Consider the following 15,835-nt stretch of genomic DNA (forward strand, 5'->3'; position numbering starts at 1 on the left):
ATGAACACAACGAGAGTTACCAAACCGGACTTCGGTCCATGACATTGGAGGATTTCGTGACAGAGTACGTTCTGCCCGAGCTCGGCTACGACTACGCAGCACTCGAGCCGCACATTTCGGCAAAGATCATGGAGCTGCACCACAGCAAGCACCACGCTGCCTACGTTGCCGGCGCCAACAATGCGCTGGCGCAGTTGGCCGAAGCCCGTGACAAGGGCGACTACGCCAACATCAACCGCCTCTCCAAGGACCTCGCGTTCCACACCGGTGGCCACATCAACCACTCCGTCTTCTGGAACAACATCTCCCCGGACGGCGGCGACAAGCCCGAAGGCGAACTCGCAGCAGCCATCGACGACGCCTTCGGCTCGTTCGATGCCTTCCGCGCACAGTTCACCGCAGCTGCCCTTGGCCTGCAGGGCTCCGGCTGGGCGTTCCTGGCCTACGAGCCCATCGCCGGCAACCTGCTCATCGAACAGCTCTACGACCAGCAGGGCAACGTCGCCGTGGGAACCACCCCGCTGCTCATGCTCGACATGTGGGAGCACGCCTTCTACCTGGACTACGTAAACGTCAAGGCCGACTACGTCAAGGCGTTCTGGAACATCGTGAACTGGGCCGACGTTGCCAAGCGCTTCGAAGCAGCCCGCGCCAACGCCACGGGCCTCATCGTCCTGTAGCTGGTGAGCCCTGGTTGACACTGGTGTAACAAAAGTCACTTTTTCAGTGAATTAGGGCCAAATGCTGAAATGCCTGCCCCCGCAGTTGCGGGGGCAGGCTCAGTTAAACGTAAGATGGGTCACGGAAGGCGGTTAGCCTTCAGCAACGTGGCTGGTCGCCCTCCGATCTGATAATCACCTCTGCCCAATGACGTGCGGGGTCTGTTGGTTGGACCTAAAAACCCAACTCACGAGGCGTGCTTGCAAGAGCACCAAGGAGATTGACAAACAGTGACCACCCGTATTGGTATCAACGGCTTCGGCCGCATCGGCCGCAACTACTTCCGCGCAGCGCTGGCCCAGGGCGCTGACCTTGAGATCGTAGCCGTCAACGACCTCACCAGCCCTGAGACCCTCGCCCACCTTCTGAAGTACGATTCCGTCGGTGGCCGCCTGACCCAGTCGGTGGAAGTTGTGGACGGCAACCTCGTCGTGGACGGCAAGTCCATCAAGGTCCTCGCAGAGCGCGACCCCGCCAACCTTCCGTGGGCAGACCTCGGCGTGGACATCGTCATCGAGTCCACCGGGTTCTTCACCAAGGCCGCAGCGGCGCAGAAGCACATCGACGCCGGTGCCAAGAAGGTCCTGATCTCCGCTCCTGCCAGCGATGAAGACATCACCATCGTCATGGGCGTCAACGACTCCCAGTACGACCCCGCTGCGCACAACATCATCTCCAACGCGTCCTGCACCACCAACTGCCTCGGCCCGCTGGCCAAGGTAGTCAACGACGCCTTCGGCATCGAGCGTGGCCTCATGACCACGGTCCACGCCTACACTGCCGACCAGAACCTCCAGGACGGCCCCCACGGCGACCTCCGCCGCGCGCGTGCAGCAGCCATCAACATGGTTCCCACGTCCACGGGTGCAGCCAAGGCAATCGGCCTGGTCCTCCCCGAGCTCAAGGGCAAGCTGGATGGTTACGCCATCCGCGTTCCCGTCCCCACCGGCTCGGCAACGGACCTCACGGTCACTGTTTCCCGCGAAGTCACTGTCGCTGAGGTCAACGCTGCCATCAAGGCTGCCGCCGAGTCCGAGCAGTGGGCAGGAATCCTGAGCTACACGGACGCCCCGATCGTCTCTTCGGACATCGTTGGTGACCCGGCATCCTCCATCTTCGACTCCGGCCTCACCAAGGTGATCGGCAACCAGGTCAAGGTTGTTTCCTGGTATGACAACGAATGGGGCTACTCCAACCGCCTCGTCGACCTCACGGAGCTCGTCGCATCCAAGCTGGGCTAGGGTAGACACATGACATCTCACACCCTCAACGAACTCATCGCTGAAGGTGTCCGCGGGCGGTACATTTTGGTCAGAAGTGACCTCAATGTGCCGCTCGACGGCTCTACAGTGACCGACGACGGCCGCATCAAGGCCTCCCTTCCGGTCCTCAAGAAGCTCTCGGACGCCGGTGCCCGTGTGCTCGTAACAGCCCACCTCGGACGACCCAAGGGGACTCCCGAGGAGAAGTACTCCTTGAAGCCCGCAGCAGCCCGCCTCGCGGAACTGGCAGACTTTAAGGTCACCCTGGCCGGGGACACCGTTGGCGAGTCCGCCAAGGCCCTTGCAGCCGGCCTCCAGGACGGCGAAGTGCTCGTTCTGGAGAACGTCCGCTTCGACGCCCGCGAAACCAGCAAGGACGACGCCGAGCGTGGCGCTTTTGCCGACGAACTGGTAGCGCTGACCGGAGACAACGGCGCGTTCGTGGATGACGCCTTCGGTGCTGTCCACCGCAAGCACGCGAGCGTTTACGACGTCGCTACCCGGCTGCCGTCGTACCTGGGCGACCTCGTCCACACCGAAGTCGAAGTCCTCCGGAAGCTCACCGCGGATACGCAGCGTCCCTACGTGGTGGTGCTCGGTGGATCCAAGGTTTCCGACAAGCTTGCGGTCATCGACAACCTTTTGGGCAAGGCCGACACCATCCTTGTGGGTGGCGGCATGTTGTTCACGTTCCTGGCTGCCGCAGGGCACAAGGTGGCAGGCAGCCTGCTTGAGGAAGACCAGATCCCCGTGGTCCAGGACTACCTCAAACGCGCAGCCGACGCCGGAACCTCCTTCGTCATCCCCACGGACGTCGTGGTGGCCAGCCGTTTCGCGGCCGATGCCGAGCATGAGGTCGTCAAGGCGGATGCCATCGAGGAAAGTTCCTTTGGAACGGCCGGCATCGGCCTGGACATCGGACCTGAATCCGCAACTGCTTTTGCTGCCCAGATCGAGGGTGCAAAAACCGTCTTCTGGAATGGCCCCATGGGCGTGTTTGAGTTCGAGGCCTTCTCGGCCGGCACGCGTGCCATTGCCCAGGCCCTGACAGATACCGTGGCGTTCACCGTCGTCGGTGGTGGTGACTCCGCCGCCGCCGTCCGAACCCTGGGTTTCGACGACGAGCAGTTTGGCCACATCTCAACCGGTGGCGGTGCCAGCCTCGAGTACCTCGAAGGCAAGGAACTTCCGGGACTCAGCGTCCTGGACCGCTAAATACAGTAACCGGCCGGCGGGACGCGCTTGCGTCCCGCCGGCCGTCCATATTCAACGCATCCCTTTGGAGTTCACGTGACTACCTCTGCCAACGGCAATTTTGTCCGCAAACCCTTTATCGCAGGCAACTGGAAGATGAACATGGACCACGTCCAGGGCATCACGTTGCTGCAGAAGCTCGCGTGGACGCTTGACGACGCGAAGCACGACTACAAGCGTGTTGAAGTGGCGGTCTTCCCGCCCTTCACCGATCTCCGCGGCGTGCAGACGCTGGTTCAGGGCGACGACCTCGAGGTCGCTTACGGTGGCCAGGACCTGTCCCAGTTCGACTCGGGTGCCTACACGGGCGACATTTCGGGCCAGTTCCTCAACAAGCTGGGCTGCTCGTATGTCCTGGTGGGGCACAGTGAGCGCCGGACTATCCACCATGAATCCGACGAGGTCCTGAACGCCAAAGTCAAGGCCGCTTACCGGCACGAGGTCACCCCCGTCCTCTGTGTTGGCGAGGGACTCGAGGTCCGCCAGGCCGGCACGCACGTGGAGCACACGCTTGCACAGCTTCGGACCGACGTTGAAGGCCTCACCGCGGAGCAGGCAGCTGATCTGGTGGTTGCCTACGAACCCGTATGGGCCATCGGAACCGGCGAAGTCGCCGGACCTGAGGACGCACAGGAAATGTGTGCCGCCATCCGCGCCGAGCTGACAGAACTGTTCGATGCCGATGTCGCTGCCAAGACCCGCCTGCTGTACGGCGGATCGGTCAAGGCCAACAACGCCGCTGCGATCCTGGCTGAGCCGGACGTGGACGGTCTCCTGGTGGGTGGCGCCAGCCTTGACCCGGCGGAGTTTGCTAACATTGTCAGGTTCGAGAGCCACCTCGTCACGGACTAGTCCGGCTCCCGCTTTCCGCTTCTTCGAAAGGCCGTCGTGGACGTTCTTCAAGTTATCCTGCAGATCCTGCTGGGCATTACCAGCCTTCTGCTGACGCTGCTCATTCTCCTGCACAAGGGCCGTGGTGGCGGCTTGTCCGATATGTTCGGTGGTGGCATGAGCTCCGGTTTGAGCTCGTCCGGAGTTGCAGAGCGGAACCTCAACAGGTTCACCATCATCCTTGGCATCACCTGGGGAGTGGTCATCATCGGCCTCGGCCTCATCATGCGTTTCACCTCCGGCGGGGATTCCTGATCTTCTCCGGAAAGTTCGTCACGCCATCCTGAACGGCGGCACCAAAGTTTGGTGCCGCCGTCGTGCACCTGGCATTAGACTGTCGGTGTTGGCCGTCAGGCCCAAGGGCCATACGGCCGACCACCGAGTCGCTAGGGGTTCGAAATGGTTCATGGCACGCCCGGTTACCGGGGGACCCGAGTGGGAGTAACCCAAGGGTCCGCACCGAGAAATCAGAGCGACCACAGTGACGGAGAACAATTGCCGCGTATTCGTGTTCCCTATTGGTGCGCCAAGGGACACGAAACGCGGCTTGTTTTTCTTAAGCTGCCGGACGAGCAAATTCCCAAGACCTGGGACTGCCCTAAGTGTGGGCTACCGGCGTCCCGTGACCCGCTGCATCCAGCAGCAGCACGCCCGGACGACGAAATCTTCAAGTCGCACTTGGACTACGTTAAAGAAAGACGCTCCAGCCAGGACGCAGAAATTGTCCTGGCCGGAGCGCTTGAGAGGCTACGCGCCCGCGGGGTCCTTCCGGACCAGCTGCTGCGGGACACGTGAGGCGGCGTTCTCGTCGATCAGCCACAGGGTCCTTGAGCGGCCCACCGGGCCGGCTGCAGGCACCTGTACGGGATTGGCGCCGGCCAAGGCAAGCCCGACAGCACCGGCCTTGTCTTCTCCGGCTACTACCATCCAGATTTCCTGGGCGGTGTTGATGGCGGGCAAGGTCAGGGAAACCCGCGACGGCGGCGGCTTGGGTGAGTTTTCAACGCCCACCACAGTACGGTCCTTGACCCGGATGGCTGCCTGCTCCGGGAACAACGAAGCAACGTGGGCATCCGGGCCGACGCCCAGCAGGAGGACGTCGAAGCGGGGCAAGGTGCCCGGTTCCTCGGGCCGGTCATCAGACATGTCGGCCGCGTGTTCGGCTTCGGCGGCCGCCTTCAAACGGTCCGCATAGTCCGCGGCAGCTTCCTCGGCCGTTGCGAAGTCATCCGAGGAGCCAGGTTCGTGGATGCGCTCGGGATCCACCGGAAGGTGCGCCAGAAGCGCCTCACGGGCCTGCCGTGTGTTCCGGTCACCGCTGTCGGCGGAGACGAAGCGTTCGTCGCCCCACCAGAAGTTCACCCTCGACCAGTCCACCGCGGGAGCGGCTGCCGAGTCGGCGACCGCCCGCAGGGTACCGATACCCACTGTTCCGCCGGTGAGGACCACCGTGGCTTCGCCGTGCTTGTCCTGGACGTCCACGAGCTTGGTGATGAGTCGTGCCGCAATGGCGGCCATCAACACTTTGGAGTCTGGGTGGATGCTTACTCTTGGCTCAGCGTGCACTGGTCTGGACTCTCCTCTGGCTGGTAAGTGGCAGTCCCATCGTAATCACTTCTCCGAAGACTTCGTCGGGGTCGAGCCGGCGGAGTTCTTCGGCGAGGCAGTCCTTGAGGCTGCGCCGCGGCAGGGTGATGCGCTGCGCCGGCTGGCCTGGCTGGGTCAGTTCGGCGACGGACAGTCCTGGACGGAACAGTTGCACATCCCCGCTGGCGCGGGTCAGCCGCACACGGCGGATGCCCGTACCGGCAGGATCGGCCACGATGGTCACCGGCGCTTCAAGTGCCAACGTCAACCATGCAGCAAGCAGAAGCGTGCTGGGGGAGTCTGAGGCACCTTCGACGGCAATGGCGGACACCGGATCACTGTCCACCTGGTCGAGCACGGCGGCGAGTTGGATGCGCCAGTTGGTGAGGCGGGTCCAGGCGAGGTCGGTGTCTCCGGCTTTGTAGGTTTGGCGGATGGTGTCGAGGGCTTGGGCGGGGTCGGGTTCGTTGGCGGAGTCGGTGATGCGGCGGTGGGCGATGGCTCCGATGGAGGTTTCGCAGGCCGATGCGGGGGCGCCGTGGGGCCACCAGGCGACGATGGGTGCGTCGGGGAGGAGGAGTCCGGCGACGAGGGATTCGCTTTCGTGGGCCATTTGGCCGTAGCCGCGCAGCACGATCACTTCGGACGCGCCGGCGTCACCGCCGACGCGGATTTGCGCGTCGAGCCGGTCCGGGGCTTCGGCGCCGGCGTCGGCCAGGACGATGATCCGGCAGGGGTGTTCCCGGCTGGCTTCGTTCGCGGCTTCGATCGCTTCTTCTTCTTGCCCGGATTTGGTCACGACGACCAGGGTCAGGACCCGGCCCAGGGCGATCACCCCGCCTTGCTCGCGCAGGGAGGTGATTTTCTTGGAAATTTTCGAGGTGGTGGTGTCCGGCAGATCGACAATCATGGCCTTCTCCAGGTTCGTCCGTCACGGGCCAGGAGCTCATCGGCGGCGGCCGGCCCCCAACTGCCCGGTGCGTAGGGTTGCGGTTGTTCATCCAGGGACGCCCAGTAGTCCTCGAACGGGTCAAGGATCTTCCAGGACAGTTCCACTTCCTGGTGGCGGGGGAACAGCGGCGGCTCGCCCAGGAGCACGTCCAGGATCAACCGCTCGTAGGCTTCCGGGGAAGATTCGGTGAAGGAGTGACCGTAGCCGAAGTCCATGGTCACGTCCCGGACTTCCATCTGGGTGCCCGGGACCTTGGACCCGAACCGGATCGTGGCGCCCTCATCGGGCTGGACCCGGATCACGACCGCGTTCTGCCCGAAGTCATCCTCGCCGTGGTCACGGAAGAGCAGGTTCGGGGCGCGTTTGAACACCACCGCGATCTCCGTGACCCGCCGACCCAGGCGTTTCCCGGCGCGGAGGTAGAACGGCACCCCGGCCCACCGGCGGGTGTTGATGTCCACCCGGATCGCCGCGAACGTTTCCGTCTTCGAATCGGCGGGGATGCCGTCTTCCTCCAGGTACCCCTGGACTTGTTCCCCGCCCTGCCAGCCACCGGTGAACTGCCCCCGCGCCGAATGCGTGGACAAATCCTCGGGGAGTTTGACCGCGGCGAGGACCTTTTCCTTCTCCGCCCGCAAATCATCGGCGTTGAAGGAGATCGGCTCTTCCATCGCCGTCAACGCCAGCAACTGCAGCAGGTGGTTCTGGATCACGTCCCGGGCCGCACCCACACCGTCGTAATACCCGGCACGGCCACCGGTACCGATATCCTCGGCCATGGTGATCTGCACATGGTCCACGTAGTTCGCGTTCCACAACGGCTCGAACAACTGGTTCGCGAACCGCAACGCCAGGATGTTCTGCACCGTTTCCTTGCCCAGATAATGGTCAATCCGGAACACCGCATCCGGCGGGAACACCGACTCCACGATGTCATTCAACGCACGGGCCGAGTCCAGGTCATGACCGAACGGCTTCTCGATCACCACCCGCCGCCACTGCCCGGTCTTGGCCTGCGCCAACCCATGCTTGGACAACTGCCGGCAGACCTGCTCAAACGCCTTGGGCGGGATCGAGAGATAGAAGCCGTGATTGCCGCGCGTGCCGCGGGTTTCATCCAACTCCTCCAACACGTCCCCGAGCCGCTCGAACGCGTCATCATCATCGAACTCGCCCTGAACAAAGCGGATCCCCGACGCGAGCTGCTCCCACACGGCCTCATCGAACTTCGTCCGCGCGTGCGCCTTGACGTTCTCTTTCACCTCAGCGGCGAAATCGGCGTTGTCCCACTCACGCCGGCCGAAACCCACCAACGCGAAACTCGGCGGCAACAACCCACGATTAGCCAGGTCATACACCGCAGGCATCAACTTCTTCCGGGCAAGATCACCAGTGACCCCGAAGAACACCAACGACGACGGCCCAGCAATACGACTCAAACGACGATCCCGCGGATCCCGCAACGGATTCCGCAAACCAGCAGTCTTCCTGCAGTTTTCAGTATCTGGCATTTTAGGTTTTGTGCCTTAGCTTTCGAGTGCGCTGGGCTGACCGGCCAACGCAGCGATGACATCCTGGAGCTGTGCTACGCCTGCGGCACGCTCGGTGAGGTGCAGGCGCAAAACTGGTCGGCCGTGGCTTTCGAGGACCTGGGCATCGCCCGAGGCCTGGGCCGCAATGAGTTGACCGAAGGTGAAGGGCCGCTCAGGAATTTCAAGATCAAGGGAGGACGCTGCAGTGACCTGCAGGAAGACACCGATGGCGGGGCCGCCCTTGTGGAACTGCCCGGTGGAGTGCAGGAAGCGGGGCCCCCAACCGAATGTCACCGGACGCCCGCTGGCAGCTGCGAGTTCATCGCGGATGCCCTCCAGGGGTGCATGGCTGATGCGGTCCAGGTACGCCTGGACGCTGAGGTAACCATCGGTGCCGAGCTGGCCTAGAAGCGCCTGCACAGCATCCGCAACAGTTGCCGAGGAGCCGAGCCAATCGCCGCCGCGTACTTCCACGGCACCGTCGGTGAAGGCAGCAGGCGTCGGTTCGGGACGGGCATCGAGCAGGCCACGAGCGGCAACCTTGGCGGCTTCCACGTCGGGCTGGTCGAACGGGTTGATGCCCAGGAGGCGACCGGCGACGGCGGTAGCAAATTCCCAGACGAACATCTGCGTGGCCAGGCCGCCGGCGATGGCCACCTCGTTCTCGCGAAGTTCGACGTCGTCATCCGCACCGACCAGGCGGATGACCAGCACGTCGTCTGCACCGCCGAGGGCTTCGGGGGAGTCCGGGCCAGCGACAACAGGCAGGACACCGGTGCCGAGCTTGCCGGTGGATTCGGCAATGAGCTGTTCCGCCCAATCAGCGAAGCCAACAATGCCGGATCCGTCCTCTGCGATGACGATCTTGTTCCGTAGCGGGTTGGTCCCGCCCAGGGCAACACCGAGGGACAGGCCAATGTTGTCCGAGGAGTCCTCGTTGAGGACCTCTCCGGCTTCTTCGGCCTCATCAAGGAACGCCTGGATATCCACGCCGGCCAAGCCGCACGGGACCAGGCCGAAGGCCGTCAGGGCCGAGAAACGGCCGCCGACGTTCGGGTCTGCGTTGAACACGGCACGGTAACCGGCTTCGCGGGACGCCTTGTCCAGGGGCGAGCCCGGATCGGTCACGATGATGATCCGGCTCTTGGCGTCGATCCCGGCGTCGTTGAACGCCTTCTCGAACACCCGGCGCTGGGAATCCGTCTCAACAGTGGAACCGGACTTGGACGAAACGACGATCGCCGTTTCAGCCAGCCGGTCCGCGAGGGCAGCACTGACCTGTTCAGGATCGGTGCTGTCGAGAACAGTCAGCTCGACGCCAGCGGTGCCGGCAATGACTTCCGGTGCCAAAGACGATCCACCCATGCCACACAGGACAATATGGGAAACGCCTTCGGCGCGGAGCGCGTCACGCAACTCGAGGATCTGGCCGACCAATGGCTGGGAAATGGCCGGAGCCTCAACCCATCCAAGGCGGATAGCGGATTCCGACTCCGCGTCCGGACCCCACAGCGTGTGGTCCTTGGCGAAGATCCGCGTAGCGATCCTGTCTTCGACCAGGCTGTCAATGTGCTGGGCGATTGCCTGCTGTGCGGCACCGCTGGCGTCAAAGCTGATTGTGCTCATTGTTGGTTAGGAAGCCTTCCGTGCGGTAGCAAGTGCGCCTTCGACGTCGGCCAGCAGTTCCTTCCAGCTGGCCACGAACTTCTCGAGTCCCTCGGACTCGAGGAGCGCAACGACGTCGTTGTAGGAGACACCGAGGTTTTCAAGGGCGTTGAGGACGGCGTTGGCGTCTTCGTACGTGCCGCTGATGGTGTCGCCGGTGACCACACCGTGGTCGAAGGTGGCATCCAGGGTCTTCTCCGGCATGGTGTTCACTACGCCGGCGGCAACCAGTTCGGTCACGTAGAGCGTGTCCGGGTAGGCCGGGTCCTTGACGCCGGTGGAAGCCCACAGCGGACGCTGGGGGAGTGCGCCCGCTTCTGCAAGCACGTTCCAGCGTTCCGTGGAGAACAGCTCTTCGTAGACCTGGTAGGCAAGGCGTGCGTTGGCGACGCCTGCCTTGCCCTTGAGGGCCTTGGCCTCGTCGGTGCCGATGCCGTCAAGGCGCTTGTCGATCTCGGTGTCCACGCGGGAAACGAAGAACGAGGCGACCGAGTGGATCGTGGACAGATCGTGGCCGTTCTCCTTGGCCTGCTCAAGGCCGGACTGGAAAGCGTTGATGACTGCACGGTACCGCTCCAGCGAGAAGATCAGGGTCACGTTGACGCTGATGCCCTCAGCCAGCGTGGCCGTGATGGCTTCGAGGCCTTCCAGGGTTGCCGGAATCTTGATGTGGACGTTGTCCTTGTTGACCTTGGCGTAGAGGTGCTTGGCCTCGGCGATGGTGCCTGCGGTGTCCCAGGCGAGGCGCGGGTCGACCTCGATGGATACACGGCCATCAACACCGTTGGTGGCCGCTGCGAGCGGGGCGAACAGGTCGCAAGCGTCCGCCACGTCAGTGGTGGTGATCTCGAAAATGGTTTCTTCGACGCTGGCACCCTCTGCGGCCTTGGCTGCAATGGTTGCGTCGTAGTCCGTTCCGGAGGTGATGGCGGCGTGGAAGATCGACGGGTTGGTAGTCACGCCAACCACGTTCTTCTCGTCAATGAGCTTCTGCAGCGTGCCCGTTTCCAGGCGGTTGCGGGAGAGGTCGTCGAGCCAGATGGAAACGCCGGCGTCAGACAGCTGCTGCGTGGGAGTGCTGGTCATTGGTTTTCTCCTTGATGGGATTTCAGACGATTACTAAGAAAGGTCTGCGAGGGAGTCTTTGGCAGCGGCTGCAACAGCTTCGGCGGTGATGCCGAATTCGTTGAACAGGCGCTTGTAGTCGGCGGAAGCGCCGAAGTGCTCGAGGCTGATGGAGCGGCCGGCGTCGCCGACGAATTCCTGCCAGCCGAGCGCGAGGCCTGCTTCGACGGAAACACGTGCCTTGACATAGCCGGGAAGGACGGATTCGCGGTAGGCCTCGTCCTGCTTCTTGAACCACTCGACGCAAGGCATGGAGACAACGCGGGTGGCGATGCCCTCGGCCTGGAGTGCTTCACGGGCCTGGACGGCGAGCTGGACCTCGGAGCCGGTGCCGATCAGGATGACCTGCGCGTCAGCTGTTTCGCCGTCCTTGGAAGCCTCGGCCAGGACGTAGCCGCCCTTGGCAACACCCGCGGTGGACGCAAAGGTGTCACCGTTTGCTGCACCTTCGCCACGGGCGTAGGTGGGGATGTTCTGGCGGGTCAGGACAATACCGGCCGGGTTCTCGTGGTTCTCCAGCATGGCCTTCCATGCGGCGGAAACCTCGTTGGCGTCACCGGGGCGGACAACGTCCAGGCCGGGGATGGCGCGCAGGGTAGCGAGCTGCTCCACAGGCTGGTGCGTCGGACCGTCTTCGCCCAGGCCGATCGAGTCGTGCGTCCAGACATACAGGGAGGGAACACCCATCAGTGCGCCGAGGCGGATGGCCGGGCGCTGGTAGTCACTGAAGATCAGGAACGTGCCGGAGAACGCACGGGTCCGGCCAGCCAGGGAGATGCCGTTCACGATCGAGGCAGCGGCGTGCTCGCGGATACCGAAGTGCAGCACACGGCCGTACGGGTTGCCCTTCCAGGCTTCCGTGGAACGCGAGGCCGGGATGAACGACGGCGAACCTTCGATGGTGGTGTTGTTGGACTCGGCCAGGTCGGCCGAACCGCCCCAGAGTTCCGGAAGGACCGGGCCGATCGCGTTCAGGACCTTGCCCGACGCGGCACGGGTGGAAACGTCCTTGCCGGCCTCGAAGACCGGGAGGGCGGCGTCGATGCCCACGGGCAGCTTCTTGGCTTCGATGCGCTCGAGCAACGCGGCGCCGTCCGGGTTGGACGCCTGCCATGCCTCGAACTTGCTCTGCCACGCGGCGCGCTCTTCGGAACCGCGCTCCACAACCTTGCGGGCGTGGGCCAGGACCTCCTGGTCCACCTCGAAGGACTTGGCGGGGTCGAAACCGAGGACCGACTTCAGCGCGGCAACTTCTTCGGCACCCAGGGCGGAGCCGTGGATCTTACCGGTGTTCTGCTTCTTCGGAGCCGGGTAACCGATGATCGTGCGCAGCGAAATGATGGACGGCTTGGACGTTTCAGCCTTCGCAGCCAGCAACGCCGAGTACAGTTCCTGGACGTCTTCGACGTACTCGCCGGTCTTGGTCCAGTCCACGCGCTGGGTGTGCCAGCCGTAGGCCTCGTAACGCTTCAGGACATCTTCGGTGAACGCGATGTCGGTGTCGTCTTCGATGGAAATGTGGTTCTCATCGTAGACAACAACGAGGTTGCCCAGTTCCTGGTGGCCGGCCAGCGAGGAAGCCTCGGAGGTGACGCCTTCCTGCAGGTCGCCGTCGGAAGCGATAACCCAGATGGTGTGGTCGAACGGCGATTCGCCGGCGAGAGCATCGGCGTCGAACAGGCCGCGCTGGCGGCGCTGGGAGTACGCGAAACCGACCGAAGAGGCAAGGCCCTGGCCCAGCGGGCCCGTGGTGATTTCCACACCGGCGGTGTGCTTGTACTCCGGGTGGCCCGGAGTCAGCGAACCCCAGGTACGCAGTGCCTCGAGGTCCTTCAGTTCCAGGCCGTAACCGGAAAGGAAGAGCTGGATGTAAAGGGTCAGGGACGTGTGGCCCGGGGAGAGGATGAAACGGTCCCGGCCAATCCACTCAGGGTTCTTCGGGTCGTGGCGCATCAGCTTCTGGAACAGCAGGTACGCCGCCGGAGCCAAGCTCATGGCCGTACCAGGGTGGCCGTTGCCGACCTTCTCCACAGCATCAGCAGCCAACACCCGAACAGTGTCAACAGCCTTCTGGTCCAGATCGGTCCAGGACAGTACTTGCTCTTCCAAATGTGGCACGAAAACCGAGCCCCTCTCTGTGCTGACGGCAGGTTTTGGAAACACGGCGCGCAGGAAGCTCAGGATGGCGCCCGCTGCAATGTGTCTACCAGCCGTTCACCATTGAAACGTTGATCTCTCATCCAGTCGCACGGAGAATCCGAGAATACGGTTTCCCGGAAAGTCGACGTGTGCTGATCTGTTTCACAGCTTAGCCCTAAACGTGGCGTGGGACTCAGGGAATCCCACTAACTGGACAGAAATTCGCTTATATGAATCACCAAGGCGCCCCGAACACGTGAAGATTCGGAAACATTGGCGTATTTTGCGGACATTGGTCCACTTCCGGCCACGGTATGATATCTGGAGGCCACCAGCGGTGTCCGGCCCCCGGTTCCACCATCAACCGGACGCTGCCGCTGCGAGAACCCCAGAGCATAGAACAGAGTGACTGCCGCCGTGAGCACAACTGATACGCCCCTTAACGCGTCCCCGGCCCGGGGAGGCATCGGAATTTCCCGTAAGTTCAAGGCGTATCTGGCCCTCACCAAGCCCCGGGTCATCGAACTGCTCCTGGTCAGCACGCTGCCCACCATGATCTTCGCCCAGCGAGGCTTCCCGTCCATTGGCCTGATCCTTGCAACGCTGGTGGGCGGAGCCTTTGCCGCCGGCAGCGCGGGCGTCTTCAACTGCTACATCGACCGGGACATCGACAAGTTGATGCACCGCACCGAGAAGCGTCCGCTGGTGACGGGAGAGGTGACTCCCCGCGAAGCGCTCGTGTTCGCCTGGATCCTCGGGGCCGCGTCCATCGCGATCCTTTGGTTCGGTGCCAACCCGTTGTCTGCGTGGCTCGGCCTCGGTGCAATCGTCTTCTACGTCGTCATCTACACGATGATCCTCAAGCGCCGCACCGCGCAGAACATCGTCTGGGGCGGCGCAGCGGGTTGCTTCCCGGTACTCATCGCCTGGTCGGCAGTGACCAACACCGTTGAATGGCCGGCGATCGTCCTTTTCATGGTGATCTTCCTCTGGACCCCGCCGCACTACTGGCCCCTTTCCATGCGCTATGGCGAGGACTACCGCAATGCCAAAGTGCCCATGCTGGGTGCCATTGCCGGCGCCAAGGTGGTCTCGGTGCAGGTTGTCCTTTACGCATGGGCCATGGTGGCATGTTCGCTGCTGATGATCCCCGTTGGCGGCGCGGGCTGGGTCTACACCATCGCGGCGGTCGCCGCCGGCGCCTGGTTCCTCTACGAAAGCCACGCCTTGTACAAGCGGGCCCAGGGTGGCGACGTTTCGAACAAGGGTGCCATGAAGGTCTTCCACGGTTCCATCAGCTACCTGACGCTGCTGTTCATCGCCCTCGCGGTCGATCCCTTCGTGGGTGCGCCACTGATCGGCGGCTAACGCCCCAAGGCTCCAGTTACGCACAGTCCGACGTCGGCCACTCACGTGAGTGCCGACGTCGGACTTTTTCCGTTAATCACCCGCCGCACGCTCTCTCACCAAATCCCCCATCGTTGGCGATCGCTCTCTCACGAAACGCCGGTGTCCTGCCCAACGCTCTCGCATCTATGCGCCGCGTCAGACCGACGCTCGCTCACTTTCGTCAGGAAAGTGAGAGAGCGTCTTCGGGCCGGGGGGTCGTGAGCGAGCGTTCTCCAGACGGATGTTCTCACACGGCAAGCCCCTCACTGCTGTCGTGATCCGGCTACGAAGAAGCCCGACGGCGTCACTCACCTGAGTAACGCCGTCGGGCCTGTCGGCTGGCGGCAGGGCGCCAAGCCTCCCGTGCTCTTACTTGACCGGGCTCGCCTTCGCCAGGTCTGCCGCGTTGGTCGAGGCGCTCATCAGGAGCGCCGCGCCGAGCATGTGGGCGCCAACCAGGAGGGCGGGGATGCCGTTGTAGTACTGGGTAAAGCCGATGATGGCCTGCAAGACGGTGACCGCCACCATGAGGTAGGAGGCCGTGCGGAAGGGCCCGGCAATCTTGTGCCGGAACACCACGTAGACGGCAAAGAGCGAGCCTGCCGTGATCAGGTAGGCCGGAACGGCGTGGATGTGCGAGAAGAGGTCCCAGTCGAGGTCGTTCCTCGGTGCGTCGGCATCGCCTGCGTGCGGGCCGGCGCCCGTCACCACTACTCCGAGCATCACCGCGATGGCAGAGAACACGGCCACTGCGAGCATTGCCGGGCGCAGAACAGTCGGGAGCGGAACCAGGGTGCGGTTCATGAACCGCCCTGTGCGCCCGTAGGCCCGGTTGACCAGGAGGGTGGCAAACACCACCAAGGCCATGGAGACCAGGAAGTGCAACCCCACCACCCAGGGATTCAAGCCGGAAAGAACCGTGATGCCGCCGATGACGGCCTGCGCGGGTATGCTGGCCAGAAGTCCAAGTGCCAGAAGGAAGAGGTCACGCCGTTCTTTGCGGAGGTTCCACAAGTAGACCAGCATGAGGGCGGCCACGGCCGCCAGTGCGAACGTCAGGAGGCGGTTGCCGAACTCGATGAATCCGTGGATGCCCATTTCCGGAGTGTTGACGAGGGAGTCCGAGGTGCATCGTGGCCAGGTGGGGCAGCCAAGGCCGGAGGCCGTCAGGCGAACGGCGCCGCCGGTCACGACCAACACCGTTTGGCCGATCAGTGACAGGACGGCCAGGCGCCGGATGGTCCGGTTTACCTCGGTGGGGAGCTTGGAAGTGAACCGCTGAACGGTTTGGGGAAGGCGTGATGCCGTGCTCACAGGTT

The 15,835-nt window shown here is 63.4% G+C and carries 14 protein-coding genes; 7 read left to right on the forward strand and 7 right to left on the reverse strand.

The genetic code is table 11. From position 1 onward, the window contains the following. Positions 1–56 precede the first annotated feature (56 nt). From ACIPY3_RS08065 to ACIPY3_RS08090, 6 genes are all read left to right on the forward strand, one after another. Entirely contained in the window at positions 57–680 is a 624-nt protein-coding gene (locus ACIPY3_RS08065; RefSeq protein ID WP_400332301.1) for a superoxide dismutase, read from the forward strand. A gap of 270 nt (positions 681–950) precedes the next feature. Continuing rightward, positions 951–1,961 (forward strand): type I glyceraldehyde-3-phosphate dehydrogenase, encoded by a 1,011-nt coding sequence (gene gap, locus ACIPY3_RS08070; RefSeq protein ID WP_400269409.1) that lies wholly within the window; start codon positions 951–953, stop codon positions 1,959–1,961. A gap of 9 nt (positions 1,962–1,970) precedes the next feature. Continuing rightward, positions 1,971–3,197, forward strand: coding sequence for a phosphoglycerate kinase (locus ACIPY3_RS08075; protein ID WP_400332303.1), 1,227 nt, complete (start codon positions 1,971–1,973; stop codon positions 3,195–3,197). Between the two features lie 75 nt (positions 3,198–3,272). Next, entirely contained in the window at positions 3,273–4,088 is an 816-nt protein-coding gene (tpiA, locus tag ACIPY3_RS08080) for a triose-phosphate isomerase (RefSeq protein ID WP_400332306.1), read from the forward strand. Positions 4,089–4,124: 36 nt separating this feature from the next. Continuing rightward, a complete protein-coding gene (gene secG / locus ACIPY3_RS08085) occupies positions 4,125–4,382 on the forward strand; it encodes a preprotein translocase subunit SecG (RefSeq protein WP_017198454.1) in 258 nt (85 codons plus the stop codon). A gap of 144 nt (positions 4,383–4,526) precedes the next feature. Then, positions 4,527–4,922: an RNA polymerase-binding protein RbpA gene (locus tag ACIPY3_RS08090; RefSeq protein WP_400269412.1), complete on the forward strand. Its 396-nt coding sequence runs from the start codon at positions 4,527–4,529 to the stop codon at positions 4,920–4,922. Here ACIPY3_RS08090 and pgl read toward each other — a convergent pair. The 6 genes from pgl to tkt are packed head-to-tail and all read right to left on the reverse strand — an operon-like array spanning position 4,875 to position 13,097. Beyond that, positions 4,875–5,693 carry a 6-phosphogluconolactonase gene (gene pgl / locus ACIPY3_RS08095; RefSeq protein WP_400332309.1) on the reverse strand — a complete coding sequence of 273 codons (819 nt, stop codon included), beginning with the start codon at positions 5,691–5,693 and terminating at the stop codon, positions 4,875–4,877. The genes ACIPY3_RS08090 and pgl overlap by 48 nt on opposite strands. Further along, positions 5,683–6,624, reverse strand: coding sequence for a glucose-6-phosphate dehydrogenase assembly protein OpcA (locus tag ACIPY3_RS08100; protein WP_397321782.1), 942 nt, complete (start codon positions 6,622–6,624; stop codon positions 5,683–5,685). The genes pgl and ACIPY3_RS08100 overlap by 11 nt, the downstream gene beginning before the upstream one ends. After that, complete coding sequence (gene zwf / locus ACIPY3_RS08105; RefSeq protein WP_400332312.1) at positions 6,621–8,177, reverse strand: glucose-6-phosphate dehydrogenase; 1,557 nt, start codon at positions 8,175–8,177, stop codon at positions 6,621–6,623. The genes ACIPY3_RS08100 and zwf overlap by 4 nt, the downstream gene beginning before the upstream one ends. 15 nt (positions 8,178–8,192) lie before the next feature. Then, the gene (locus ACIPY3_RS08110) at positions 8,193–9,824 is read right to left on the reverse strand and encodes a glucose-6-phosphate isomerase (RefSeq protein WP_400332315.1); all 1,632 of its coding nucleotides are present in this window, start codon (positions 9,822–9,824) and stop codon (positions 8,193–8,195) included. A gap of 6 nt (positions 9,825–9,830) precedes the next feature. Further along, a complete protein-coding gene (tal, locus tag ACIPY3_RS08115; RefSeq protein ID WP_400332318.1) occupies positions 9,831–10,949 on the reverse strand; it encodes a transaldolase in 1,119 nt (372 codons plus the stop codon). Between the two features lie 33 nt (positions 10,950–10,982). Beyond that, entirely contained in the window at positions 10,983–13,097 is a 2,115-nt protein-coding gene (tkt, locus tag ACIPY3_RS08120) for a transketolase (protein ID WP_400332622.1), read from the reverse strand. 435 nt (positions 13,098–13,532) lie between these two features. Between tkt and ACIPY3_RS08125 the strand changes: the two genes are divergently transcribed. After that, on the forward strand, positions 13,533–14,495 hold the full coding sequence (locus ACIPY3_RS08125) for a heme o synthase (protein ID WP_397321786.1): 963 nt from the start codon (positions 13,533–13,535) through the stop codon (positions 14,493–14,495). A gap of 390 nt (positions 14,496–14,885) precedes the next feature. Here the strand turns inward: ACIPY3_RS08125 and ACIPY3_RS08130 are convergent, their stop codons facing one another. Beyond that, entirely contained in the window at positions 14,886–15,830 is a 945-nt protein-coding gene (locus ACIPY3_RS08130; RefSeq protein WP_400332322.1) for a heme A synthase, read from the reverse strand. Between the last annotated feature and the right edge of the window lie 5 nt (positions 15,831–15,835).

The organism is Paenarthrobacter sp. NPDC089714 (assembly GCF_044748905.1).
GTDB lineage: Bacteria > Actinomycetota > Actinomycetes > Actinomycetales > Micrococcaceae > Arthrobacter.